The organism is Streptomyces sp. NPDC050534, assembly GCF_044457745.1.
In the GTDB taxonomy this organism is placed as follows: domain Bacteria; phylum Actinomycetota; class Actinomycetes; order Streptomycetales; family Streptomycetaceae; genus Streptomyces.
In genome coordinates, this window is sequence record NZ_JBITHF010000001.1 from 1,122,478 (window position 1) to 1,145,541 (window position 23,064).

18 protein-coding genes are annotated in these 23,064 nt (G+C 71.6%); 7 read left to right on the top strand and 11 right to left on the bottom strand.

The annotated features are described in order from the left end of the window. Positions 1 to 3: 3 nt before the first annotated feature. Both ACIBN2_RS05255 and ACIBN2_RS05260 read right to left on the bottom strand, forming a co-directional pair. Positions 4 to 1,446, bottom strand: coding sequence for a family 2B encapsulin nanocompartment shell protein (locus ACIBN2_RS05255; protein ID WP_399132774.1), 1,443 nt, complete (start codon positions 1,444 to 1,446; stop codon positions 4 to 6). 308 nt (positions 1,447 to 1,754) lie between these two features. Beyond that, positions 1,755 to 2,762 carry a zinc-binding alcohol dehydrogenase family protein gene (locus tag ACIBN2_RS05260; RefSeq protein WP_399132894.1) on the bottom strand — a complete coding sequence of 336 codons (1,008 nt, stop codon included), beginning with the start codon at positions 2,760 to 2,762 and terminating at the stop codon, positions 1,755 to 1,757. 217 nt (positions 2,763 to 2,979) lie between these two features. On the opposite strand from ACIBN2_RS05260, the gene ACIBN2_RS05265 reads away from it, so the two are divergent. Both ACIBN2_RS05265 and ACIBN2_RS05270 read left to right on the top strand, forming a co-directional pair. Continuing rightward, the gene (locus ACIBN2_RS05265; protein WP_399132775.1) at positions 2,980 to 3,780 is read left to right on the top strand and encodes a VOC family protein; all 801 of its coding nucleotides are present in this window, start codon (positions 2,980 to 2,982) and stop codon (positions 3,778 to 3,780) included. A gap of 31 nt (positions 3,781 to 3,811) precedes the next feature. Continuing rightward, positions 3,812 to 4,528, top strand: a complete 717-nt coding sequence (locus ACIBN2_RS05270; protein ID WP_399132776.1) for a ribonuclease H — start codon at positions 3,812 to 3,814, stop codon at positions 4,526 to 4,528. Positions 4,529 to 4,681: 153 nt separating this feature from the next. Here the strand turns inward: ACIBN2_RS05270 and ACIBN2_RS05275 are convergent, their stop codons facing one another. The 4 genes from ACIBN2_RS05275 to ACIBN2_RS05290 all read right to left on the bottom strand — a co-directional run bounded on the left by ACIBN2_RS05275 (position 4,682) and on the right by ACIBN2_RS05290 (position 12,059). Then, on the bottom strand, positions 4,682 to 6,940 hold the full coding sequence (locus tag ACIBN2_RS05275) for a S9 family peptidase (protein ID WP_399132777.1): 2,259 nt from the start codon (positions 6,938 to 6,940) through the stop codon (positions 4,682 to 4,684). After that, positions 6,913 to 8,697, bottom strand: coding sequence for an N-acetylglutaminylglutamine amidotransferase (locus ACIBN2_RS05280; protein ID WP_399132778.1), 1,785 nt, complete (start codon positions 8,695 to 8,697; stop codon positions 6,913 to 6,915). The genes ACIBN2_RS05275 and ACIBN2_RS05280 overlap by 28 nt, the downstream gene beginning before the upstream one ends. A 146-nt stretch (positions 8,698 to 8,843) precedes the next feature. Continuing rightward, positions 8,844 to 10,079, bottom strand: a complete 1,236-nt coding sequence (locus tag ACIBN2_RS05285) for a glutamate--cysteine ligase (RefSeq protein ID WP_399132895.1) — start codon at positions 10,077 to 10,079, stop codon at positions 8,844 to 8,846. A gap of 1,146 nt (positions 10,080 to 11,225) precedes the next feature. Then, positions 11,226 to 12,059, bottom strand: a complete 834-nt coding sequence (locus ACIBN2_RS05290) for a class II glutamine amidotransferase (RefSeq protein WP_399132779.1) — start codon at positions 12,057 to 12,059, stop codon at positions 11,226 to 11,228. Between the two features lie 952 nt (positions 12,060 to 13,011). Here ACIBN2_RS05290 and ACIBN2_RS05295 point away from each other — a divergent pair. The 3 genes from ACIBN2_RS05295 to ACIBN2_RS05305 are packed head-to-tail and all read left to right on the top strand — an operon-like array spanning position 13,012 to position 16,091. Beyond that, entirely contained in the window at positions 13,012 to 14,496 is a 1,485-nt protein-coding gene (locus ACIBN2_RS05295) for an MFS transporter (protein WP_399132780.1), read from the top strand. Then, a complete protein-coding gene (locus ACIBN2_RS05300) occupies positions 14,493 to 15,095 on the top strand; it encodes a TetR family transcriptional regulator (RefSeq protein ID WP_399132781.1) in 603 nt (200 codons plus the stop codon). Before ACIBN2_RS05295 ends, ACIBN2_RS05300 begins: the two co-directional genes overlap by 4 nt. A gap of 12 nt (positions 15,096 to 15,107) precedes the next feature. Then, a complete protein-coding gene (locus tag ACIBN2_RS05305; protein WP_399132782.1) occupies positions 15,108 to 16,091 on the top strand; it encodes an aldo/keto reductase in 984 nt (327 codons plus the stop codon). Between the two features lie 13 nt (positions 16,092 to 16,104). On the opposite strand, the gene ACIBN2_RS05310 is transcribed toward ACIBN2_RS05305, so the two are convergent. Next, the gene (locus tag ACIBN2_RS05310; protein ID WP_399132783.1) at positions 16,105 to 16,455 is read right to left on the bottom strand and encodes a hypothetical protein; all 351 of its coding nucleotides are present in this window, start codon (positions 16,453 to 16,455) and stop codon (positions 16,105 to 16,107) included. Positions 16,456 to 16,615: 160 nt separating this feature from the next. Between ACIBN2_RS05310 and ACIBN2_RS05315 the strand changes: the two genes are divergently transcribed. After that, positions 16,616 to 17,116, top strand: a complete 501-nt coding sequence (locus ACIBN2_RS05315) for a DUF6328 family protein (protein ID WP_399132784.1) — start codon at positions 16,616 to 16,618, stop codon at positions 17,114 to 17,116. Here ACIBN2_RS05315 and ACIBN2_RS05320 read toward each other — a convergent pair. The 3 genes from ACIBN2_RS05320 to ACIBN2_RS05330 form a co-directional block, all read right to left on the bottom strand. Then, on the bottom strand, positions 17,076 to 17,747 hold the full coding sequence (locus tag ACIBN2_RS05320) for a DUF2238 domain-containing protein (protein ID WP_399132785.1): 672 nt from the start codon (positions 17,745 to 17,747) through the stop codon (positions 17,076 to 17,078). The genes ACIBN2_RS05315 and ACIBN2_RS05320 overlap by 41 nt on opposite strands. A gap of 93 nt (positions 17,748 to 17,840) precedes the next feature. After that, on the bottom strand, positions 17,841 to 18,857 hold the full coding sequence (locus ACIBN2_RS05325; RefSeq protein ID WP_399132786.1) for a hypothetical protein: 1,017 nt from the start codon (positions 18,855 to 18,857) through the stop codon (positions 17,841 to 17,843). Positions 18,858 to 18,947: 90 nt separating this feature from the next. Continuing rightward, complete coding sequence (locus tag ACIBN2_RS05330; protein WP_399132787.1) at positions 18,948 to 19,919, bottom strand: LLM class F420-dependent oxidoreductase; 972 nt, start codon at positions 19,917 to 19,919, stop codon at positions 18,948 to 18,950. A gap of 73 nt (positions 19,920 to 19,992) precedes the next feature. Between ACIBN2_RS05330 and ACIBN2_RS05335 the strand changes: the two genes are divergently transcribed. Further along, positions 19,993 to 21,438 (top strand): serine hydrolase domain-containing protein, encoded by a 1,446-nt coding sequence (locus ACIBN2_RS05335; protein ID WP_399132788.1) that lies wholly within the window; start codon positions 19,993 to 19,995, stop codon positions 21,436 to 21,438. Here ACIBN2_RS05335 and ACIBN2_RS05340 read toward each other — a convergent pair. Next, positions 21,430 to 23,028, bottom strand: a complete 1,599-nt coding sequence (locus tag ACIBN2_RS05340; RefSeq protein ID WP_399132896.1) for a serine/threonine protein kinase — start codon at positions 23,026 to 23,028, stop codon at positions 21,430 to 21,432. The two genes, ACIBN2_RS05335 and ACIBN2_RS05340, sit on opposite strands and share 9 nt — an antisense overlap. Positions 23,029 to 23,064: the final 36 nt, after the last annotated feature.

Genomic DNA, 23,064 nt, shown 5'->3' on the forward strand with positions numbered 1-23,064 from the left:
CCCTCAGTCGGCCGTCCGGCCGAGCTGGACGTTCTCCAGAATCCCCGCGGCGTCCGGCACGAGGATGGCCAGTGAGTAGTAGGCGGTCACCAGGTAGCGGATGATCGCGGCGGTGTCGATGCCCATGAACCGCACGTTCAGGCCCGGTTGGTACTCCTCCGGGATGCCCGTCTGGTACAGGCCGATCACTCCCTGGTCGCTCTCCCCGGTGCGCAGGGCGATGATGCTGCTGGTGTGCTGGGGGCTGATCGGGATCTTGTTGCAGGGGAAGATCGGGACCCCGCGCCAGGCCGGGATCTCGTGCCCCTCGACGGTGGCCGTGCCCGGCACCAGACCGCGCCGGTTGCACTGCCGGAAGAACGCGGCGATCGCCTTCGGATGGGCGAGGAACACCTTGGTCTTGCGGCGCATGGTGAGCAGTTCGTCCATGTCGTCCGGGGTGGGCGGCCCGGTGAAGGTGCTGACGCGCTGGCTGTAGTCGACGTTGGCCAGCAGCCCGAACTCCCGGTTGTTGACCAGCTCCCACTCCTGGCGCTCGCGGATCTCCTCGATGGTCAGGCGCAGTTGCTGCTCGGTCTGGTTCATCGGGTCGTTGTAGAGGTCGGCCACCCGGGTGTGCACCCGCAGCACGGTCTGGGTGAGCGACAACTCGTACTCGCGCGGGGCGAGTTCGTAGTTCACGAAGCCGCCGTCGAGCGTGTGCTCGCCGACATGGCCGGCCTGCACGGGCACGTCGGCCTCGCCCTTGCGGTTCATCGGCAGCTTCTGCCGCTCCGCGAACGCCGCCAGGTGCGCGGCGAGCGACGGCACGCGGTCGGTGAGCTCCCTGACCACGTCCCAGGGCAGCACCAGCACCACGCCGGCCGTCTCCGCGCGCACCGAGCTGAGCCACAGCGGGTCGGGCTGCCCGATGGCCTCGTCGCCCATCTGGTCGCCGTCGGCGACGACCCCGATGATCTCCTCCTCCCCGTACTTGCCGGCGGCGTAGCGGGTGAACCTGCCGTGCACGACGAGATAGGCCTCGGTGACCGGCTGCCCGGCCTCGAACAGCACCTGCCCGGCCCGCACTTCGCGCACCCGGAAGCGGGTGGCGACCTCCTTGAGGACGTCGGTCTCGGAGTAGCCGCGCAGCACCGGCAGTTCGGTGAGCGTCTCCGGGATGACCCTGATGTCGTCGGCGCCGTTCTGCTCGAACTGCACGCGCCCGCGACCGACGCGCAGTTGCAGCCGACGGTTGACCCGGTAGGTGCCGCCCTTGACGTCCACCCAGGGCAGGGACCGCAGCAGCCAGCGCGAGCTGATGGCCTGCATCTGCGGTTCGGACTTGGTCGTCGTCGTGAGCTGGCGCGCCGCCTGGGTGCTGAGACTGGTGAGCTGCGCCTGGCCGTCGGGTTCGGGGACGGGTTCCTCGGTGGCGGGACCGGAGGAGCTTACGGGGGCGGACACATTCCCTCCCTGGGGATGCACATGGCGACGTACAGGGGTGAACGCAGTGGTCGGAGAGGAAGACGGCTTCGTGGCGGCCGACGGGTACGAACCGCATGTAAAAGCCAAACAGTTGTGATCGCGACGCGGTACGGCGCGAGGGGGGCGGCTTCACGGCCCGGAGGCGCAAACTCCGCGGACGAGGCGGGGGAGGGTCGGCGAAGTGATCTCGCGCCGGTGATCTTCCCTCTCCACTCCGGCGTACAGGGCGCACGACCGCCCCACGGGCACCGCGCATCGCGCGCTCCCCCTCCGGCGCTGCGGCGCGCTCACACCAGGTCGTTCACCAGTACCGCGGCCCCGTCGAAGCGCCCTCCCTTGAGGTCCCGCAGCGCCTCGTCGGCCCGCGACAGGGGATAGGTGTGCGTGGTGGCGCGCACGCCGTGCCGGGCCGCCAGGGCCAGGAACTCCCGGGCGTCCGCACGGGTGTTGGAGGTGACGCTGCGGATCTGCTTCTCGTAGAAGAGCTCGCTCTCGTAGTGCAGCGGCGGCGTGTCGCTGAGGTGGATGCCGGCGACCGCGAGCGTCCCGCCGCGGTCCAGGGCGCGCAGCGCGACCGGCACCAGGTCGCCGACCGGCGCGAACAGGATCGCGCTGTCCAGCGGCTCGGGTGGCGTCGCGTACGCGTCCCGTGCCGAGGCCGCGCCCAGGTCGAGCGCCAGCCGCTGGGCCGCGGCCCCGCGGGTGAGGACGTGCACCGTGGCGCCCTCGGCCAGTGCCACCTGCGCGCACAGGTGCGCGCTGCCCCCGAACCCGTACAGACCGAGCCGTCCGCCCGGCGGCAGCGCCGCCCGCCGCAGCGCCCGGTATCCGATGATCCCGGCGCACAGCAACGGCGCGAGCGCCACGTCGCCGAGGGAGCCGGGCAGACGGTGGGCGAAGTCCGCGGGCACGGTCGTGTACTCCGCGTAGCCGCCGTCGGCGTCCCAGCCGGTGTACCGCGAGGACGGGCACAGGTTCTCGGCCCCGCGTGAGCAGTAGGCGCACGTGCCGTCCGTGCGCCGCAGCCATGCCACCCCCACCCGGTCACCGGTCTCGAAACCCCGTACCCCGGCCCCGAACCCGGCCACCACGCCCACCACCTCGTGTCCCGGCGTCACACCCGCCCGGCGCACCGGCAGGTCGCCCTCGGTGACATGCAGATCGGTCCGGCACACCCCGCAGGCGCGCACGTGCACGAGCAGTTCGTCGTCCGCGGGCCGCGGAACCGGCTTCTCCATGAACCGGAGCCCGCCCCTCTCCACCGGCCCGGTCGTCTGCACCGACCACGCCCGCATGGTCCCGTCCGTCATCGCGCACCCCGTCCCGTCGCCGTCCGTTTCCCACGCCGTCCGTCGCCGTCCGTTTCCCACGCCGTGGGGGCCCGTGTCCCGTGCTGCGAGGGCCCTCACCCCAGTCTGAGACGGACCACGGCGTTCGGCGCGCGCTTCGGCGGCGGGATGGCTAGCGTGAGGAAACGGACCAGATTCCACCTATTCGGGAGAGGGCCGAGTCATGGCCGTACAACCTGAGGGAACCCCCTGCTGGGCCGACGCGATGTTCGGCGACGTCGAGGGCGCCAAGACCTTCTACGGCGAGGTCCTGGGCTGGACCTTCGGCGAGTCGTTGTCGGAGTACGGCAACTACACCCAGGCCTACGCGGACGGCAAGGCGGCGGCCGCCGTCGTACCGCCGATGTCCGGGCAGGAAGGACACTCGCAGTGGTGCCTGTACTTCGCGTCGGCGGACGCCGCCGCCACCGCCGCCAAGATCCGTGACAACGGCGGCGAGGTGCTGATGGAGCCGATGCAGGTCGGCGAGTTCGGCACCATGTGCCTGAGCCGGGACCCCAGCGGCGTCGCCTTCGGCCTCTGGCAGGCGGGCACCCACGAAGGGTTCGAGGCATCGCCGCAGCAGCCCGGGGCGTACTGCTGGGCCGAGGTCTTCACCCGTGAGCCGGAGAAGTCCGACGGTTTCTTCACCTCGGTCTTCGGCTACGAGGCCAAGCAGTTGCAGGACGACGCGATCGACTTCCGCATGTTCGACCTCGGCGGGAACACCGTGCTCGGCCGGATGCGGATGACGGAGGACTTCCCTCCCGAGGTGCCGCCTTACATCAACGTGTACTTCACCGTCCCCAACTGCGACGACGCCGTCGCGGCGGCGACCAAGCTCGGCGGCGTGCTGCGGTTCGGGCCGATGGACAGCCCCTTCGGCCGGTTCGCGGCGCTCAGCGACCCGCAGGGCGCCAGCTTCTCGGTCATCGACATCACGACGACGGCCGGGGAGATGCCGCAGACCACCGACGTCTCCTGAACCCGGGCCGGGCGGCCCGCCGGTCCATGGCATGATCGGGCGCATGCGTGAACGTGTTGTGGCCGCGTGCGACGGGGCTTCGAAGGGAAATCCCGGTCCGGCGGGCTGGGCCTGGGTCGTCGCCGACGAGACGGAGACCCCGGCCCGCTGGGAGGCGGGGCCGCTCGGCAAGGCCACCAACAACGTCGCCGAACTCACCGCGCTGGAGCGGCTGCTGACGGCGACGGACCCGGGTGTCCCGCTCGAGGTCCGGATGGACTCGCAGTACGCCATGAAGGCGGTCACCACCTGGCTGCCCGGCTGGAAGCGCAACGGCTGGAAGACCTCCGCCGGCAAGCCCGTCGCCAACCAGGAACTGGTCGTGCGCATCGACGCGCTGCTGGACGGCCGCTCGGTCGACTTCCGCTACGTGCCCGCCCACCAGGTCGACGGCGACCGGCTCAACGACTTCGCCGACCGGGCCGCCAGCCAGGCGGCGAAGGCCCAGGAGCCCGCGGGCAGCGCTCTCGGATCGGCCGAGCCGCCCGCTTCCGAGGACAGCCCGAAGTCGGGCGCCGTGAAGTCGGGCGGCGCGCGCCGGCGGCCCGCCGCGTCCCGGCAGGGTGCGGGCTCCTCGCCCCGCACCATCAAGGCGAAGTTCCCCGGCCGTTGCCTGTGCGGCCGCTCGTACGGGGCGGGCGAGCCCATCGCCAAGAACGCGCAGGGCTGGGGACACCCGGAGTGCCGTACGGCGGAGGCCGCCGGCTAGGGCCCCGCCGTACACCGGAGTGCACGGCCGGGTGATCGCGCCGCGCCACTCGCCGGCTGATGTCCACGAGAACGGGAGGCACCCGCCGGTGCCCGGCAGCGGCGCGATGGCGGTCCGGTGCGCGGCGTCCCGGCGGACCGGGCCGGCCGGACGCTAGTACAGGTGCCGTTCCAGCCAGTCGGCGGCAGCCCGGCGGAACAGGCGCCGGTTCTCGGCACGCAGGAAGTCGTGGCCTTCGTCGCGCAGGGTGAGCAGTTCGGCGTCGATGCCCCGTTCACGTGCGGCGCGCACGAACTGCTGGGACTCCAACGGCGGCACGTTGGTGTCGTGTTCCCCGTGAACGGCGAGCAGCGGGACACCGAGCGCGTCGATACGGCTCATCGGGGACAGGGAGCGCAGCAGGTCCCGGTCGCGTTCCGGGTGGCCGTACTTGTGCGCCGCCGATTCGGCGATCCAGGGCTCGGTTCCGGCGAAGAAGGTGAGAAAGTCAGACATTCCGCAGACGGCGACTCCGGTGCGGAACAGTTCGGGGTGCCACACGGCGGAGGCGAACGTCAGATAGCCGCCGTAGGAGCGCCCCATGACGGCGAGACGTGTGGGGTCGGCGGGTCCTGCGACCACCGCGTGGGCCGCGCAGTCGGCGACGTCGTCGAACGCCGCGAAGCGGCCCGCGCCCAGGTCGGCGTCGACGAACGACCGGCCGTGCCCGAGGGAGCCCCGGACGTCGGGGGCGAAGATGTCCAGGCCGCGGCCGATCAGCTCGTGGTACAGCGGGTTGAAGACGGGCCGTTCCTGTTCTTCCGGACCGCCGTGCAGGTGGATCACGCACGGCGCCGGGTCGTCCGGACCCCGACCCGGGGCCCGGTAGTACCAGCCGCTCAGCGGCAGCCCGTCCCTCGCCGTGAGACGCAGGGGGACGGGCCGTACCGGTGGGCGGCCCGGCGGGACGGCGTCCTCGTCCGGGGAGGACCAGGGGGTGCGCAGCAGGGAGACGCCTTCGTGGGCCCACCAGACGCCAGGCCGGCGTTGCGACCCGGACAGCGCGAGCAGCAGGCGCCCGGTGCCGGCGGGCGTGATGCGCGTGACGACCTCGTGAGGCAGGGGGACGGGTCGCAGCGGGCCGGTGCGGTCGGGGGCCCGCGCGGCCGGGAAGGTCTCGACGAGTTCGAGTTCGCTCGCGCCCTGCACGTTCCACGCCAGCGCGGCCGTACGGCCGTCGTGCGCCAGCGCGAGGAGTTCGAGATCGCTGCCCTCGTGTTCCGCCACGACGGACACATCGCGCTGCACTCCGTCGGTGTCCAGGGCGACCGCGAGGAGCGCCGCGTACTCACGGTCGGCGTTGCTGCGCAGCCACAGGGTCCGTCCGTCGGGAGAGAACCGGCCGATCCACGGGTCGCCGTCGGCGACCGGCATCGCGAAGGTGGTCGCCGAGTCGGCGGTGCGCCGGACGACCGCCTCCCGCCGTCCGCGGGGCCCCCGGCGCAGCAGTGCGAGGCTGCCGTCGTGGCTGATGTCGCAGACGCGCAGGGAGGCGGCGTGCGTTTCGGTGGTGAGCAGTACGGGGGAGGCCAGACCGTCGGGATCGATCAGGTAGGCGGAAAGGCCGCCGTCGCGCCGGGTGGCGGGGGCCGCCGCGGACGCGGCGCCGAAGGACGTGACGACGACCGCTGCTCCGCCCGGCGGCGTCACCGGGGCGGCGTTGTACTCGGCCGGGCCGAGCAGGGTCGCGTGACCGTCCCGCTCCGGCCAGTCGGCGGCGCGTCGGGGGCCGGCGGGGTACCCGTCGGCCTGTTCCGGTGAGGCCAGGACGGTCCCGGTCGAGCCGCCGCCGTGCCCGGGGGCCGCCGGTGCCGCGACGGTGACGGCGACGGACGAGCCGTCGTGCGCCCAGCACCCCAGATAGGCGGAACTGGCCGGGTCGGCGCCCGCCAGGATGCGCCGGCCGGTGCCGTCGGGCCGTACGCACAGCACCCGTGAGTGCTCACCGCCGCCCGGCGCGGTGGTGTACGCGATCCAGCGGCCGTCGGGTGACCAGGAGACCTCCTTGACGGGATCGGGCGAGGAGTCGAGCAGCCGCACCTCGTCGCTGTGCACGGAGCCGGCCCAAAGCTGGGGAACGCCACCCCGGTCGCAGATGAAGGCCGTCTCGGTGCCCTCGGCGTCGCCCGACGGGTACCAGCAGCCGTGTGCCCGCAGCCGTGTCACGGCGTCGCGCGGGCCGCCCACCTCGGGCAGGGGCACCGGCTCCGGGGCGGCGGCGCGAGCGGCGTCGTACTGGTCCCCCGGCGGGCCGTCGGGTGGCTGCGCGGAGGTCGTGTCAAGCGCCCTGAGAGAAGCGAGCAGGGGTGAGGACGCGTGCGCCGTCCGCACGTCCCGGCCGTCGGTCACTTGATTCCGTGGGTCTGCAGCCATATCTCCAGCAAAGCCACCTGCCACAGGGCGTTGGCGCCCCGCCTCGTCCGGTGCTCGTCGGGCGCCGCGAGCAGCTCGGCCACGTACGACTCGTCGAACAGGCCGCGTCGCCTCGCCTCCGGTGCCGCGAGCGAGGCGCGCACGCGTTCCAGGACGGGTCCAGCCATGTGCCGGATGGCCGGCACCGGAAAGTAGCCCTTGGGCCGGTCGACGACCTCGCGCGGCAGGAGCTTGCGGCCCGCCTCCTTCAGCACGCCCTTGCCTCCGTCGGCCAGTTTCAGCTCCGGCGGGCAGGCGGCCGCGAGTTCGACCAGATCGTGGTCGAGGAAGGGCACCCGGGCTTCGAGCCCCCAGGACATGGTCATGTTGTCGACGCGCTTGACGGGGTCGTCCACGAGCATGACGTGCGCATCCAGCCGCAGGGCCGCGTCCAGCGCGGTCTCGGCACCCGGGACCGTCATGTGGTCGCGGACGAAGCGGCCCGAGACATCGTCGGCGGGCAGCATGTCCGGTCGCAGGATCCGGGCCAGATCGGCGTGCGACCGGTCGAAGTACGTCTCGGCGTACCGCTGCGGCTCGTCCTCGCGGGCGACCTCCGCAAGCTGCGGATACCAGTGGTAACCGGCGAAGACCTCGTCGGCACCCTGCCCGCTCTGCACGACCTTGACCTCCTTGGACACCTGCTCGGACAACAGGTAGAAGGCGACCACGTCGTGGCTGATCATCGGTTCGCTCATTGCCGCGACCGCCCCGTCCAGCGCCGCCGACACCCGGTCGGAAGGCACCAGCAGCTGTCGGTGGTCGGTCCCGAACTCCCGGGCCACCAGGTCCGAGTACCGGAACTCGTCGCCCTGCTCTCCGCCTTCCGTCTCGAACCCGATGCTGAAGGTCATCAGGTCACGCTGGCCCTCGTCGGCCAGCAACGCGACGATCAGACTTGAGTCGAGGCCGCCGGAGAGCAGGACACCGACCTCCACGTCGGACACCATCCTGCGGCGCACGGCCGTGCGCAGGGCGTCCAGTACCGCGTCACGCCACTCGTCCGCGCCCATTCCGGCGTACTCGGCCCGACGCGTGTAGGACGGCTGCCAGTAGCAGTGGTCCTGATGGGTGCCGTCGGGTTCGACGACCCGCACGGTGGCGGGCGGAAGTTTGCGCACCCCGTTGAGGACGGTGTGGGGCGCCGGAACCGTGGCGTGCCAGCTCATGTAGTGGTGGAGGGCGACCGGATCGAGTGAGGTGTCCACGTCTCCGGCGGCCAGGAGCGCGGGCAGCGTAGAGGCGAACCGCAGCCGGCCAGGTGTCCGGGCCAGGTACAGGGGTTTGATGCCGAGCCGGTCCCGGGCGAGGACGACCCGGCCGGTGCGGTGCTCGACGACGGCGAACGCGAACATGCCGTGGAAGTGCTCGACGCAGGCGGTGCCCCACTGCTGGTAGGCCTTGAGCACCACCTCGGTGTCCGACGTCGACTCGAACCGGTGCCCCAGGCTCCGCAACTCCTCGCGAAGTTCCGGATGGTTGTACACGCACCCGTTGAAGACACCGGTGACCTCCCCCCGGGCGTCGGTCATCGGCTGGGCCCCGCGCTCGGTGAGGTCGATGATCTTCAGTCGCCGGTGCCCCAGCGCGACCGGGCCGCATGCCCAGGTGCCCTGGCCGTCGGGTCCACGGCCGGCGACCCGATCGGTCATGCGTGCAACGGCCGCCAGGTCGGGTCGCCCGCCGTCGAAGCGGATCTCGCCGCTCAAGCCACACACGACGTCTCGCCTCCCATCTGCGCACCGGCAACGACGTGCGAGGGCACGGGCGTCGGAGCGCGGCCGCCGGCCGGGAGCTGGGTGGTGGTACGAGACATCACGAAAACCCTTCTGAGGACGAAACGTTTCCTCGAACGCCGTTCGTCTCAGGGGGGCGGCGACTGCACGGGTCGGCGCGGCACGCCCACCGACGACCGGGGGTCGGTGCGGGAGGGGGAACGGCCCGGTACGACGGCGGAGGTGAACCTGCGCCCCGGCGACACCGTCCTGCGGTGTCCGTGGGCGCCGCGCTCGCGGCGTACGCGTCCTCCGCGGGTCTCGGCGATCAGCATGTCCACGCAGCGCAGCAGATCCTCCCGCTGTGCCACGCGACGCATGCGATGGGCGGCGCTTCCGTCCGCGAGGGTCGCCTCGGCCAGCGCCCGGACGGTCTGCCAGTCCCCCTGGCCCTCCAGCGCGGGCCGCAGTCGCGTGAGGAGCTTCCGTACAACCCGGGGCGCGGGCGCCTCCTGGCGGGTCTCGGGGTCCACCAGCGCGCCCTCCAGGCCCGAGCGGGCCGCACGCCACGACGCACCCCGCAGCCACTCGTGCCGGCCTCCGCAGGCCGGGGCGGCGTGCCCGTCCAGCCGTTCGAGCGCCGTGGCCACCAGGGCGCGGAAGAGCCCGGCGATGAGCGCGACGGTCTCCGGGCGCGGGCAGGCGTCGCACACGCGCAGTTCCAGTGTCGGCAGATGGGCGGAGGGGCGAACGTCGTAGTAGATCATCCCGGCGTCGCTGATGACCCCGGACCGTACGAACTCGTCCACCGCCGCGTCGTACTCGGCCGCGCCGGAGTAGCAGCCGGCCGGCCCCGCCGTGGGCCAGCGCTGCCACAGCAGGGTGCGCCAGCTCGCGTATCCCGTGTCGGTGCCCTGCCAGAAGGGCGAGCTGGCGGAGACGGCCAGCAGGACGGGCAGCCACGGCGAGACCTCGCACATGACGCGTACGGCCATGTCCCGGTCGGGCACGTCCACGTGGACCTGGGCACCGCATATCAGCTGCTCGTCGGCGACCTTGCGGTACTCCTCGGCCATGTGGCTGTAGCGGGGGTCTGCGGTCAGGTGCGACGACACCCCGGGGGCCAGGGGGGCCGTGCCGGCGGCCACGACGGCCAGCCCCAGGGAGGAGGCGGCCGCGTCGAGCCGCCGTCTCATCGTGGTGAGGTCCGTGTACAGCTCGTGCAGGGACGTGTGCACTGCGCTGTTGGACTCCACCGTGCACTGATGCAGTTCGGTCTGGAAGGTCCGTCCGCCAGCCCGCCTCAGGATCGCGTCGGCTCGCGGTACGAGCAAGCCGCTCTCGACCTCAAGGATGTGGAACTCCTCCTCCACTCCGATTCGCATGGTCACGTTCACTCCTCGGAATCCGAGCGCCTGCCGCGGGGAGGTGACGACCCGGCCCCGGGCGGAGGGGCGGTATGTGATGTGCCTCTGAGTTCCCACTCTCGGCCAGGTAAGCCCGCACCGCACGTCCGCGCACGCGGCGCAGGACCGGCACGGAACTCGGCGGTGGTCGCGGGTCAGGTACGCCACCAAGGTGGACGGACGGTCTCGGAGAGGGCGCAATGGCTGCCATTGACGGTTTCTTTGCCGGAGATGTCCCAGCCCACGACGCCCGTGGCATCGCGGCTGAGTTCAATGACCCGGTCCCGCCGTGTCCTGTCTCCGTTGTTGGTGTCACAGGCCAGGACTGGCGCCCAGGAGCGTCCGTTCAGACAACTGGCCAGGGCGACAAGCGGCAGGGCTGGAGCGACACACACGACAGAACAAAGGTCGCGGTTGCGGCCTTCCGGCGCCAGTCGGCCGTCTGATCCCCGTCGGTGACCACTCTTCCCAGGCGAAGGACGCAAGCAGTCAGGGCCGTTCCCCGGCCCGATCCGTGCAGGGCACCGACGATGATGCCCACGGCCAGCGGTACGGTCAGGGCGAGGACCGCCGGCCGACCTGTGGTGAGCCATCCGCGTGCGGGCGCTTTGCGGAACCGGGCGGGGAACAGCTGCCATACGAGCACTGCCGGCACCGAGGCCGGCAGTGCATCGGTCAGGAGTATCCCGGTCAAGGCGTCGGCCCAGGCGTGGCGCTCATGGTCAAGTAGACCTCGCTGGCTGCAGTAGTGCCACCGAGTGTCCGGGCAACCTTCAGCATCGGGAAGGCCAGCACCACAGCCTCAAGCGCGGTACGGCTCACCCGGCTGTCCGTGTCGCCGTGCGCGACGGTGGGAGGGGCGGACGCACGCAGACGTCACTCCCACACAGCTCCTGGTCGCAGCCTGAAGCAGTTGGGCTGGGGCGATGTGCACCCGAATACCGGACCACTGGTCGGCGCGGCAAGTGGGGCCAGACCGCAGGCCGCGAGTCCAATGAACGCGATGGTTCACCGTCGAACACGGGCGACCGGGGATCAGAAGCGGGCCCTGGAGGGCTCCTCGGCGCGGTATCCGGCCGAGGAGGAGTGGGGAATGACTACGGCGACATGTGGAGCGCCGGGGCCCTACACGGGTTGAGGGGCGAAGGGGAGCAAGGTGTCGCCTCCGGGCCGCACAACGCCGTAGCTGCTCTCGGGGACCTCGTTCCAGACGCCGGGCAGATCGCCCAGCGGCTCGGACACGATGAGGCGGGTCTCGTCGGAGACCTCCTGCAGGAATTCCACGTCGAGGTGAAGTGCTCGTAGCGCCTCCACCTGGGTGCTGTAGTACAGCGAGCCGGAGGCTCCCTGACTGGAGTAGCGGAAGACCCACGTCTGCTGCCCGTCGGTCACGGCGACCGTCATATGCAAGGGGAACTCCACCCCGTGATCATGACCGGTCCGCTCCACCACGCCGGCCATGCGCGCGACAGCACCTGGGGGGTCCTGTTCCAGACCGAAGGTGAGGGCCAGGTAGAACATCATCTCGGAGTCCGTCGATCCCTTGATATCGAGGAAGAGTGCGGGGTCGACCGCCAGCGCGAGATCACGCCGCCTTTGGTGGAAGTCTGTGATCTCGCCGTTGTGCATCCACATCCAGCGGCCGTGGCGGAACGGGTGGCAGTTGGTCTGCTGCACCGGGGCACCGGTCGAGGCCCGGATGTGAGCGAAGAACAGCGGGGAGCGGACGTGGTCGGCGATCTCCCGCAGATTGCAGTTGCTCCATGCCGGGCCGGTGTCCCGGACGACAGCGGGGGTGTCGTTGTCCGGTGCGTACCAGCCGATGCCGAACCCGTCGCCGTTGGTCGTCTCGACGCCCATCCGGGAGTGCAGGCTCTGGTCGATCAGCGAGTGAACCGGCTTGTAGAGCACCGTGTCGAGCAGGACAGGCGTTCCTGTGTAGGCGAGCCACCGGCACATCGGCTGCCAGCTTCCTGGCGTTCGGAACCACGCCGCAAAGGTGTCGCCCCCGACGGAGGCGCGGCGACTCCTGGCTCCGTCAGGATGATCTCCACCATGGACCCAGCCGGTGCGGTTCCGCATCACCCGGGACAGGTGAGGAGGCAGCCGTCTTCCCGGCGGTCGGCGGTCCCGCGGGGAACCCGACGGCCAGGTCCGAGAACCTCGCCGCCAGCAACGAGGAGGACCACCGACAATTCCCACACTGAGGTTCCCCGCGGCACGAACGCCGACAGACCTGACGCTGTGACGATGCCGTCGAAGCCTCCTACTGCGGTGCCGGAGCTTCCCGCATGTCCAAGGATTCCAGCCCACTTGCGGTCTCGGCCACCAAGCGCCTGACGAGCAGTGGGGGCACGGTATCGAAGCCCGCGTCACCGCGTGCTCTGCGAAGATCGTCACGATCAGTCGGCGGCCATGCAGTCATGCCCCGACGGCACTGCCACCCACCGACACTCATTTCGGATTCAACTCCGTGGACGCCGGCACCGCCTGCGTCGTGCTGACCCGCAGTCCGGGGTTCGACATGATGCGGCGGTTCCGTCTGCAGTCAGACAGTGCAGGTCAAGAGCTGGCCGTTGGGCACGCAATGCAGGCAGGAGCGGACGAAAGCATAAAGGCCCATGCGGACTGCAGTGAAGTCACTTTTGCTAAGGCGTTGCGCGGTGTGCACCGGGACGCTGACCTCGATGGATTCCTCGACCCGCGACACGGGTGAACCACTCCTTCGTCGATACGTCGGCAGCGTCCGTCGCGGGTACCCCCGGCCTGCGGGGCAAACCAGTGCGTCCCGCCCGTCCCGAACCCGGCCGGCGAGCATGCGGTCCCGGTGAAACAAGTTGGGTGAATGGCCATTCACCCTATACGGTGAATGGCCATTCACCTATTCTCCACACGCACCGCTGGAGCGCCGATGGATCAGCCAGGACCGATACCCCGCACCACCGATGCGGCGGCGCCCCTGCGTGACCGGCTCACGATTCCGGTGCTGGCGTTCGGCGGCATCCTCATGGCCGTCATGCAGACCGTGGTCGTGCCGCTGCTGCCCGACCTGCCGCGGCTGACGGGTGCCTCCGCGGGGGCGGTCTCCTGGACGGTCACGGCGACCCTGCTGTCCGGCGCCGTACTCACCCCGGTGCTCGGCCGGGCCGGCGACATGTACGGCAAGCGCAGGGTGCTGGCCTCGGCGCTCGTCCTGATGACCGTCGGATCGGTGATGTGCGCGCTGTCGTCCGACATCACCGTGCTCATCACGGCGCGTGCCCTGCAGGGCGCAGCCGCCTCCGTGGTGCCGCTGTCGATCAGCATCCTGCGCGACGAACTGCCGCCCGAGCGCCGGGGTTCCGCGGTGGCGCTGATGAGCTCCACCGTCGGCATCGGCGCCGCGCTGGGCCTGCCGCTGGCCGCGCTGGTCGTGCAGTACTACGACTGGCACACCATGTTCTGGCTGACCAGCGCCCTCGGGGTGCTCGGCGTCTGCGCGGTGTGGTGGGCGGTCAGGGAGTCGCCGGTGCGCGAGCCGGGCCGGTTCGACGTGCTCGGTGCGCTGGGTCTCGCCGCGGGGCTGGTGTGCCTCCTGCTGGGCGTGTCCCAGGGCGGCCAGTGGGGCTGGGGGAGTGCCCGGGTCCTCGGCCTGTTCGCCGCCACCGCCGTGATCCTGGCCCTGTGGTGGTGGCAGCAACTGCGCACCGCGAAGCCGCTGGTCGACCTGCGCCTCGTCTCCCGGCCCCGGGTCGGCCTCTCCCACGTGGCGGCGCTGCTCACCGGCTTCGCCTTCTACGCCAACTCTCTGGTGACCGCCCAGCTGGTGCAGGCGCCGAAGGCCACCGGGTACGGCCTCGGGCTGTCGATCGTGGAGACCGGCCTGTGCCTGCTGCCGGGCGGAGTCACCATGCTGCTCTTCTCACCCCTGTCGGCCCGTATCTCCGCGTCCCGCGGCCCCCGCATCACGCTCGCCCTGGGCGCCGCCGTCATCGCCTGCGGCTACGTCGTGCGCATCGCCGACAGCCGCGACCTCTGGATGATCATCCTGGGTGCGACGGTGGTGTCGACCGGCACCACCCTCGCCTACTCGGCGCTGCCCACCCTGATCCTGCGCGCCGTCCCGGCCGAGCAGACCGCCTCCGCCAACGGCGTCAACGTCCTGATGCGCACCATCGGCCAGGCCACCTCCAGCGCCGCCGTTGCCGCGGTGCTCGTCCACCACACCAGCCCGGTCGCCGGCGCCCTCGTGCCCACCCTGCACGGCTATCTGCTCGCCTTCGGGATGGCCTGCGCGATCGCCCTGGCCGCCGGCGCCGCCGCCCTGAGCATCCCCGGCGACCCCGGGACGGGCGCGACACGTCGGGCCCGCGGCCGCACCCGCGACCGCCGCGACGAGGCGCTGGAGGGAACATGAGTGCCGTGAGCACCCCTCCCACCGCGTCCACGCCCGCCCCCGCCCGCCGCGACGCCGAGGCGACGAAGGCGGCCATCCTCCGGGCCGCCCGTTACCTGCTGGCCCGGCACGCGCACGGCGACATCACGCTCAAGGCGGTGGCCGAACGCGCCGGTGTCAGCGCGCCGTTGATCCTGAAGTACTTCGGCAACAAGGACGCCCTCTTCGCCCGCGTCATGTCCTTCGAGACGGACGCCGAGGCCCTGCTCGACGCCCCGCTGGACGAACTCGGCCGGCACATGGTGCGGCATGTCCTGGTCAGCCAGACACGGCAGGGCGCCGACCCGCTCCTGCGGATCGTGTTCGCGCCCCTGCACGGCGCCCAGGGCGACATCCTGCGCGCCAACTTCCGTACGCAGGTGACCGAACGCCTCACCGCACGGCTGGACGGCCCCGACGCGGGCCTGCGGGCGGAGCTGGCCGTCGCGGGCCTGCTCGGCCTCGGGGTGATGTTCGGCATCGCCCGCGGTACCCATGTGCGGGGCGCCGCGCTGGAGGACGTCGTGGCCCGGTACGCGCCCGCGGTGCAGGCGCAGCTCACCCCGGCCGGCGGCGGATGAAAGACTGTGGCCATGGACGAGCGCACTTTCGGTAGGTCTGATCAGCACGCATCCGTCATCGGTCTCGGCACCTGGCAGCTGGGCGCGGACTGGGGAGACGTCGACGACAAGCAGGCCCTGTCGGTCCTGGAGGCCGCGGCCGAGGCAGGGGTGACCTTCTTCGACACCGCCGACGTCTACGGCGACGGGCGCAGCGAGCAGACCATCGCCGCCTTCCTCGCCGGACGCCCCGACCTGCATGTGCTGGTCGCCACCAAGATGGGCCGCCGGGTCGAGCAGATCCCGGAGAACTACGTCCTCGACAACTTCCGCGCCTGGAACGACCGTTCCCGCCGCAACCTCGGAGTCGACCGCATCGACCTCGTGCAGCTGCACTGCCCGCCCACCGCCGTCTATGCCACGGACGCGGTCTTCGACGCCCTGGACACCCTGGTCGAGGAGGAGCGCGTCGCGGCGTACGGAGTGAGCGTGGAGACCTGCGCGGAGGCGCTGGCCGCGATCGCGCGGCCGAACGTGGCGAGCGTGCAGATCATCCTCAACCCGTTCCGCATGAAGCCGCTGCGCGAGGTGCTCCCGGCCGCACGGGAGGCCGGCGTCGGCATCATCGCCCGCGTCCCGCTGGCCTCCGGCCTGCTGACGGGCAAGTACACCAAGGACACCGTCTTCGCCGACAACGACCACCGCAACTTCAACCGGCACGGCGAGTCCTTCGACGTCGGCGAGACCTTCTCCGGCGTGGACTACACGAGCGGCGTCGAGGCCGCCGCGGAGTTCGCCGCCCTCGCGCCCGAGGGGTACACCCCCGCCCAGCTCGCCCTGCGCTGGATCGTCGAGCAGCCCGGCGTGACCACCGTCATCCCCGGCGCCCGCTCGCCCGAGCAGGCCCGCGCCAACACGGACGCCGCCAGGCTGCCCGGGCTCGACGACGCCACCCACGGGGCGATCCGCGACCTCTACGACCGCCGTATCAAGGACCAGGTCGAGGCCCGCTGGTAACTCGGCGGCCCGCTCACGGCTCCAGGAGCAGCTGGCACTCCTGCTCCTGGTCGCCGGAGACCGAGCCCTGGTCCTGCGTGGTGAAGGCATGGGCGAGCGTCTCGCGCGCCGTCGCCACCGCCTGGGGCGCCCCCTGCACGGTCAGCGTCACCGCGCCGGACAGATGACCGGCGACGGAATGCTCGGACCCGGACGGCCCGTGCGCCGGATCGTGCGCGAACCGCGCCGTGTGGACCGTGACGTCGTCACTGGCCGGAAGGTCCTCCTTGGGGCTGCCGAAGGCGGGCTCCAGGACCTGCACGACCGCACGCGCGTCGGCGACCGTGCCGCCGCTGACGGTGACAGTGAGCTCGGTACCGGACATGTCCGTCTGACTCCTCGGATGGTCGTCGTACACCATGCCGCTCCGTGTAACCCCCCGCTCATCGCCCAAACAGCGGCCTCTTCGCGCACGGCCCGCTCAATTCGGCGCGAAGGGGGAACACGGTCGGGGAAGGTGTCCGGGTCGAGAGCCGGGAGGAACCGTGCCGGCCACGAAGAGCGGTGAAGAGGTCAACGAGTGGGGGCGGCACGAGACCGAGGAGGAGAGAGCCGACCGGAAGTGGGGCGAGCTGATCCAGGAGGTCAGGGTCGCCCAGACCGGGGTGCAGATCCTCTTCGGCTTCCTGCTCACCGTGGTGTTCCAGCAGAAGTACGACTCGCTGGCACAGACGGACAAGACCATCTACATCGTTACGGTCGTCCTCGGCGCCGCGACGACCGGCGCGCTCATCGGGCCCGTCTCCCTGCACCGCCTGGTGTCCGGGCGGCGGGTCAAGCCACAGGCCGTCGCGTGGGCCTCCCGGATGACCTTCGTCGGCCTGGCGCTCCTCCTCGCCACCATGACCTCCTCGCTGGTGCTGATCCTGCGGGTCGCGACCCACAACGGGGCGGTGCCCTGGATCGTCGCGGGAGTGGTCGCGTGGTACGCGCTGTGCTGGTACGTCATCCCGCTGTGGACCCGGAACCGCCATACGACGAAGTGACATTCAGTGCGTCGAGCTGCCGGTCGTGCGGACGGGAGAGGACGAGCACCGAGACCGTGGCGCCGATCAGCGCGCAGAACATGTCCCACTGGGTGTCCCACACATCGCCCTGCGTGGCCAGGAACGCGTCCGCGGAATGCCCGCCGACCACCGCGGCCAGCCACTCCAGCATCTCGAAGACGGCACTGAAGGCGAGGCACGCGCACACGGTCAGCGGGGCCAGCCAGCGGCTCCCGCTCAGCGGGGAGGTACGGCTGAGCAACTCCCGTACCAGCACGGCCGGGACGAAGCCCTGCATGAGGTGGCCGAAGCGGTCGTAGGGGTTGCGGGACAGGCCGAAGGTGTCGCGCACCCAGTCGCCCAGGGGAACCTGCGCGTAGGTGTAGTGGCCGCCCACCGCCAGGACGAGCGCGTGCGCCGCCAGCAGGCAGCACAGCAGGTTCGTCAGCGGGAAGCGCCGCCGGGTGAGCACCACCAGCGGCAGCCCGACCAGGACCCACACGGTCTCCAGGAACCAGGTCGTACGGTCGCGGGCACCCCAGGCCGAGACGGCCATGCCCGCGACCACGACGGCGACGAGTACGGCGGGCAGATGCCGGCGCGGTGCGGTGGCATGCACAACAGCGGTCATGGGGGCTCCTTCTCGTGAGAGCCCCCATGCTGGCCGAGCGGGTGGGCGGCGGCATGAGTACGGCTACTCAGCCCCGCCCGGGTACCGCGACGATCAGTCCTGCCTGCCGCGCAGCGCGGTCAGGCAGGTGGCGACGGCCTGCTGGAGCTCCTCCAGGCGCTGCACCATGTCGTCCTCGACGAAGTCCTGCACGTCGTCGAAGGTCAGCTCCTCGAACGCCTTCGTCGCCCGCTGGAGGCTGCTGTAGAACTTCGTGCGCCGCTCCTGGACGCGCAGTTCGGGATCGGCGTCCACCGTCTCGGCGACGAGCGACTTCATGGTGTTGTAGGCCTCGCCGGCCCATTCACCGGCGTCCTCGTCCTCGTCGAGTTCGTCGATGAGCGACAGATGCCGCTCGGCCTCCTGGCGTACGTCGGCGGGCGCGTCGATGGTCTGCCCGGCGGGGGTCTTGACCTGCCCCGACTCGGCGATCTGGCGCACGTATCCGATCCGGTCGGCCGCGCGGCTCTCGGTGGCGACGGCCTTCTTCAGATCGTCGGTGCGCACGACGTCGCGCGCCAACTCCGACTGGAGTTCCGGGTCTTCACGCACGCGGTCCAGGAGCGCCTGACGCGCCGCCCGCGCGGTGGAGGGGTCGGCGAGGATCGCGGCGCGCAGGGCGGTGGGGTTCTCGGCGACCTCCAGCGCCTTCGTCGGCCGGATGCCCTCCGCCTCGGCGGCCTCGGCGATCGCGGTGCCGCGCTCGGAGGTGGCGCTGTTGCGGGAGACGTAGTAGCTCAGCCACACGTCGGCGTCCGGCAGCTCCACGTCCTGGCCGGGGGCCAGCGCCTCGAAGAGCGGCACGAGTCCGTCGTCGGCGGCGCGGTCCCAGGCCTTGTAGTAGCGCATGACGCGCTCGGGGGAGCAGCCGGCCAGTTCCGCGAACTCCTTCGCCGACACCTTCGGCGTCTCGTCCGCGCCCTGGCCCCCGGGCCGTACGCTGCGCGCCACCATCAGGCCGAAGGCCCATCCTCCGGTCCGCGCATAGACCCCGAACTCGCGAGCGTCCCGCGCGACCAGGTCGGACGACGGGGCGGGGGACGGCTCGGACGGGACGATCGCTAGGGTCACGGACGACTCTCCTGTGCGGGGCTGGTCGGACTGCAGTGGCTCGGACTGCGAAAGCGCAGACAGGCAGCCTATACGGACCGCCGGCGATGCTCAGGCGAAGGCCTCGCGCAGCGCCGGCAGCAGTGTCTTCTCGGCCCAGTCCAGATACGCCGGCTGCGACTCGCCGCCGATCTGCACGAGCGCGATCTCACCGAACCCGGCCTCGGCGTACGGGCGCACGGCTTCGACGAAGTCGTCGGGGTCGTCGCCGCAGGGGATCGACGCCGCGACGTCGTCCGGGGTGACGAACTGGGTCGCCGCCTCGAACGCATCGGGGTGCGGGAGCTCGGAGTTGACCTTCCAGCCGCTGCCGAACCAGCGGAACTGCGCGTGGGCGCGCTTGACGGCGGTGTCGCGGTCGGGGTCGTAGCAGACGGGCAACTGGCCCACGCGGGGCTTGCCCTGGCCGCCGTGCCGGTCGAAGGCGTCCAGCAGCTCCGGCTTGGGTTCCGTGGCGATGACGAGGTCCGCGAGGTGGCCCGCGAGCGTGCAGGACTGCTCGCCGGAGACGGCGATGCCGATCGGCGGCGGCTCGTCGGGCAGATCCCACAGCCGGGCCGACTCGACGTCGTAGTGGGTGCCGCGATGGTTGACGTGGCCGCCCTCGAACAGGGCGCGAATGATCTGCACCGCCTCCTCGAGCATCTCGTGGCGTACGTCGACCGAGGGCCAACCGCCGCCCACCACATGCTCGTTGAGGTTCTCCCCGGAGCCGAGGCCGAGCCGGAAGCGGCCCTCGGAGAGCAGTTGCATCGTCGCGGCCTTCTGGGCTACGACCGCCGGGTGGTAGCGGCGGGTCGGGCAGGTCACGTAGGTCATCAGGGGGATGCGCGAGGTGGCCTGGGCCGCCGCGCCCAGCACGCTCCACGCGTACGGCGAGTGTCCCTGCGCGCGCAGCCACGGAAAGTAGTGGTCCGACGTCACCGAGAAGTCGTAACCGGCCTCCTCGGCCCGCACCAGATGGCCGACCAGCTCACGGGGGCCGGCCTGCTCGGTCATCATCGTGTATCCGATTTGCACCATAACGGCCGGGTCCCCGGCCCGGGAGGCGGGAAACGGCCTCATGCGCCTTGGATCACCGGGGCAGGATGCCTGCATGAGTGCCCGCCCGCTGCCCTCCAGCGACCCCGCAGCCCAGGGTGTCGACGCCGCCGGCGTCCACGCCTTCCTCGACGCCCTCGAAGCGGCCCCGGACATCGAGCCGCACAGCCTGATGATTCTGCGGCACGGCCGTCTGGTGGCGTCCGGCTGGTGGGGGCCGTACACCGCAGAGCGCCCGCACCTGCTGTACTCGCTCAGCAAGAGCTTCACGGCGACGGCCGCGGCGATCGCCGCCGGTGAGGGGCTGCTCCGCTTCGACGACCCGGTGATCTCCTACTTCCCGGAGTTCGAGGCCGACATCACCGACCCGCGCAGCCGCGCGATGCTGGTGCGGCACGTGGCGTCCATGGCCAGCGGACATGAGGCCGAGACCCTCCCGCGGGCGCTCGCCACCGACCGCGCGGACATGGTGCGCGGCTTTCTGCTGATTCCGCCGGAGCGCGACCCGGGCACCGTGTTCGCCTACAACCAGCCCACGACGTACAGCCTGGCCGCGATCGTGCAGCGCGTCACGGGGCAGCCGCTGACCCGGTACCTGCGCCCGCGCCTGCTGGACCCGCTCGGGATCGGGAAGGCGGCCTGGCTGCGCGACCGGGCCGGCCGGGAACTCGGCTTCAGCGGGCTCCATGCCGCCACCGACGCCGTCGCCCGGCTCGGGCAGCTCTATCTGCAGGACGGCGTGTGGGAGGGCGAGCGGCTGCTGCCCGAAGGCTGGGTGGCCGAGGCCACCCGTCCGCACATCGGCAACGGCGACGGTACGGCGGAGGGCGCCCTGTCGGACTGGCAGCAGGGCTACGGCTTCCAGTTCTGGAACTCCCGGCACGGCTACCGCGGCGACGGCGCCTACGGCCAGTTCTGCCTGGTGCTGCCCGAGCACGACGCCGTGATCGCCACGACCGCGGCGACCGAACGGATGCAGGAGCTGCTGAACCTGGTGTGGCGGCACCTGCTGCCGGCGTTCGGGCCCGAGCCGCTGCCGCAGCGGCAGGACGCGGACCGGGCGCTGCGGGAACGGATGGCGGGCCTCACCCTGGCCCCGTCGCCGGGCAAGCCCGCGCCGCCGGAGCGGGCGCGGGACTGGTCCGGGGCCGGGTTCACCCCGTACGGAGGCGTCTGCGCGGCGCAGCCCAAGCTGACCGGAGCCGCGGTGGCCTCCGGTGACGGCGGCTGGACGCTGCGGCTCACCGAGGACGGACACCACCTCGACGTGCCGGTCGGGCAAGCGGGTTGGGCCGTCACCGACGAGCCGCTGCCCATCGCGGTGAGCGGCGGCTGGGCGGACGCGGACACCCTCGCCGTGGACATCCAGTTCCTGGAGACACCGCACCGCCTGAGCGTGACCTGCTCGCTGCCGGAGGGGACGTTCAGCGCGAAGTGGCACACGACTCCGCTGCACAACCCTCCGCTGCGGGCGATGCGCGCACCCCGCCACTCAGCCTGACGGGGTGCGGAAGGTCCGCAAGAAGGTCTGCAGGGCCTGCTGGTTCGCGGAGTCGTTCCAGTCGGCGGCCGGGGTCGTCCAGCGCAGCGAGAATCCCCGGCCGCCGCCCAGCAGGAAACCGCGTCCGAAGGTGCGCACCTTGGTGCCGTCGGCCTCGGTGAGCCACTGCATGTCGGCGGCCTTGTGGCCCTGGTACGTCGTCGCCCGGATCGTGCCGATCCGCTGGAACCCGTCCTCCTTCTCCAGCACGGGCTGTACGTCGTCGCGCCAGACGGCGACGGGATCGGGGCCCACGACGGTGCTGTAGGTGACGGCGAGCGCGCGGGGATCGCCGTCAGCGCTGAAAGTCACGCGGTACGACTTGTCGCCGGCGCGCCGGGTGTCCACCCGGCCCCAGTCCTTGGGAAGGGCGATCGAGAAGCCCTCTGGCGCCGTGTAGCGGCGAAATCCCTGCGGCAGCACGTTACTTGAGGCAGAGGCGGTCGGGGACGCGGTGGGCGTGGGCGATGCGGACGGGGTGGCGCTGCGGCCGTCGGTCCGGCTGACCGGCGGGGTGACGGACACCGACGGCCGGGACGCGGCGCCGGTCCCGGACTTACCGGTGCCGGTGCCGGGCAGCAGGCCGGTTGCGGCGAGCGTGGCGACCACCACGGTGACGACCGCCAGGGCCGTCCCGGCGGCCATGGTGCGCCGGGTCCAGGTGGGGGCGGAGTGCCAGGCGGCGGTGGAGACGCCCCGCAGCCGGGGCCGGGGTGCGGCGTTCACCGTCGTGTCGGGATCCTCGGTGACGGCACGGGTGAGGGCCTCGCGGACCACCTGGCGGGTCAGCCGCTCCCGGGAGTTCTTGCGGAGCAGTCCCTGCACGGTCTGGGTGAGCGGGCCCGCCCGTACCGGTGTGCGCAGCGGCAGCCGGTCCACGCCCTTCAGCGTGGCCTCGGGCCGGTCCCGGTCCCTGAAGGGCGGCCGGCCCTCGAGCATCGTGTAGAGGATCGCGCCCAGCGCCCACAGGTCCGCCGCGGGTCCGATGCGCTCGTCGCGGGCCTGCTCGGGGGAGGCGAACGACGGTGCGGTGAGCCGCGGTGCCAAGGTCGCGCCGGCCAGGCCGAAGCCGGTGATCACGACCGAGCCCCGGTCCCGCACGAAGATCTGGCCGGGGCTGAGCTCGCAGTGGGTGATCCCCTCGCGGTGCGCCGCCTCCAGCACGTCGAGCAGCCCCAGGCCGATCCGGGCGGCCCGCACGTAGTTGAACGTGCCCTGTTCGGCGATGAGTTCACCGAGCGGTCTCCCGTCGATCCACTCGGTGACGATCCACAGGGTGCCGTCCTGCTCCACGGCGTCCACGACCGTCGCGACCGCGCCGGGGCACATCAGCCCCAGGGTCTCGGACATGCGGATGATGCGGGCGGCCGCGCGGGGCGCGGCCTCACCGTCGGGGTCGTACGGAAGGGCGATCTGGGTGAGGAGATAGGGGCGTTGGGCGTCGACGTCCTTGCCGTACCAGCTGATGCGGTTGGTCTCCTGGTGGACGACGTCGACGAGCCGGTACCTTCCGGCGACCAACTCGTGTGTGAAGACATGCGCCTTGACCATGGTCATCCCTCGTCGAAACCCTGCGTCTCACCTTTC

Bases quoted from the DNA above. Each gene is read 5' to 3' on its own strand.
- ACIBN2_RS05335 (WP_399132788.1), top strand. From the start codon at position 19,993: ATGAGTGCCCGCCCGCTGCCCTCCAGCGACCCCGCAGCCCAGGGTGTC.
- ACIBN2_RS05260 (WP_399132894.1), bottom strand. From the start codon at position 2,762: ATGCGGGCGTGGTCGGTGCAGACGACCGGGCCGGTGGAGAGGGGCGGG.
- ACIBN2_RS05310 (WP_399132783.1), bottom strand. From the start codon at position 16,455: ATGTCCGGTACCGAGCTCACTGTCACCGTCAGCGGCGGCACGGTCGCC.
- ACIBN2_RS05340 (WP_399132896.1), bottom strand. From the start codon at position 23,028: ATGGTCAAGGCGCATGTCTTCACACACGAGTTGGTCGCCGGAAGGTAC.
- ACIBN2_RS05285 (WP_399132895.1), bottom strand. From the start codon at position 10,079: ATGCGAATCGGAGTGGAGGAGGAGTTCCACATCCTTGAGGTCGAGAGC.
- ACIBN2_RS05270 (WP_399132776.1), top strand. From the start codon at position 3,812: ATGATCGGGCGCATGCGTGAACGTGTTGTGGCCGCGTGCGACGGGGCT.
- ACIBN2_RS05305 (WP_399132782.1), top strand. From the start codon at position 15,108: ATGGACGAGCGCACTTTCGGTAGGTCTGATCAGCACGCATCCGTCATC.
- ACIBN2_RS05330 (WP_399132787.1), bottom strand. From the start codon at position 19,919: ATGGTGCAAATCGGATACACGATGATGACCGAGCAGGCCGGCCCCCGT.
- ACIBN2_RS05300 (WP_399132781.1), top strand. From the start codon at position 14,493: ATGAGTGCCGTGAGCACCCCTCCCACCGCGTCCACGCCCGCCCCCGCC.
- ACIBN2_RS05320 (WP_399132785.1), bottom strand. From the start codon at position 17,747: ATGACCGCTGTTGTGCATGCCACCGCACCGCGCCGGCATCTGCCCGCC.
- ACIBN2_RS05265 (WP_399132775.1), top strand. From the start codon at position 2,980: ATGGCCGTACAACCTGAGGGAACCCCCTGCTGGGCCGACGCGATGTTC.
- ACIBN2_RS05295 (WP_399132780.1), top strand. From the start codon at position 13,012: ATGGATCAGCCAGGACCGATACCCCGCACCACCGATGCGGCGGCGCCC.
- ACIBN2_RS05290 (WP_399132779.1), bottom strand. From the start codon at position 12,059: ATGTGCCGGTGGCTCGCCTACACAGGAACGCCTGTCCTGCTCGACACG.
- ACIBN2_RS05275 (WP_399132777.1), bottom strand. From the start codon at position 6,940: ATGGCTGCAGACCCACGGAATCAAGTGACCGACGGCCGGGACGTGCGG.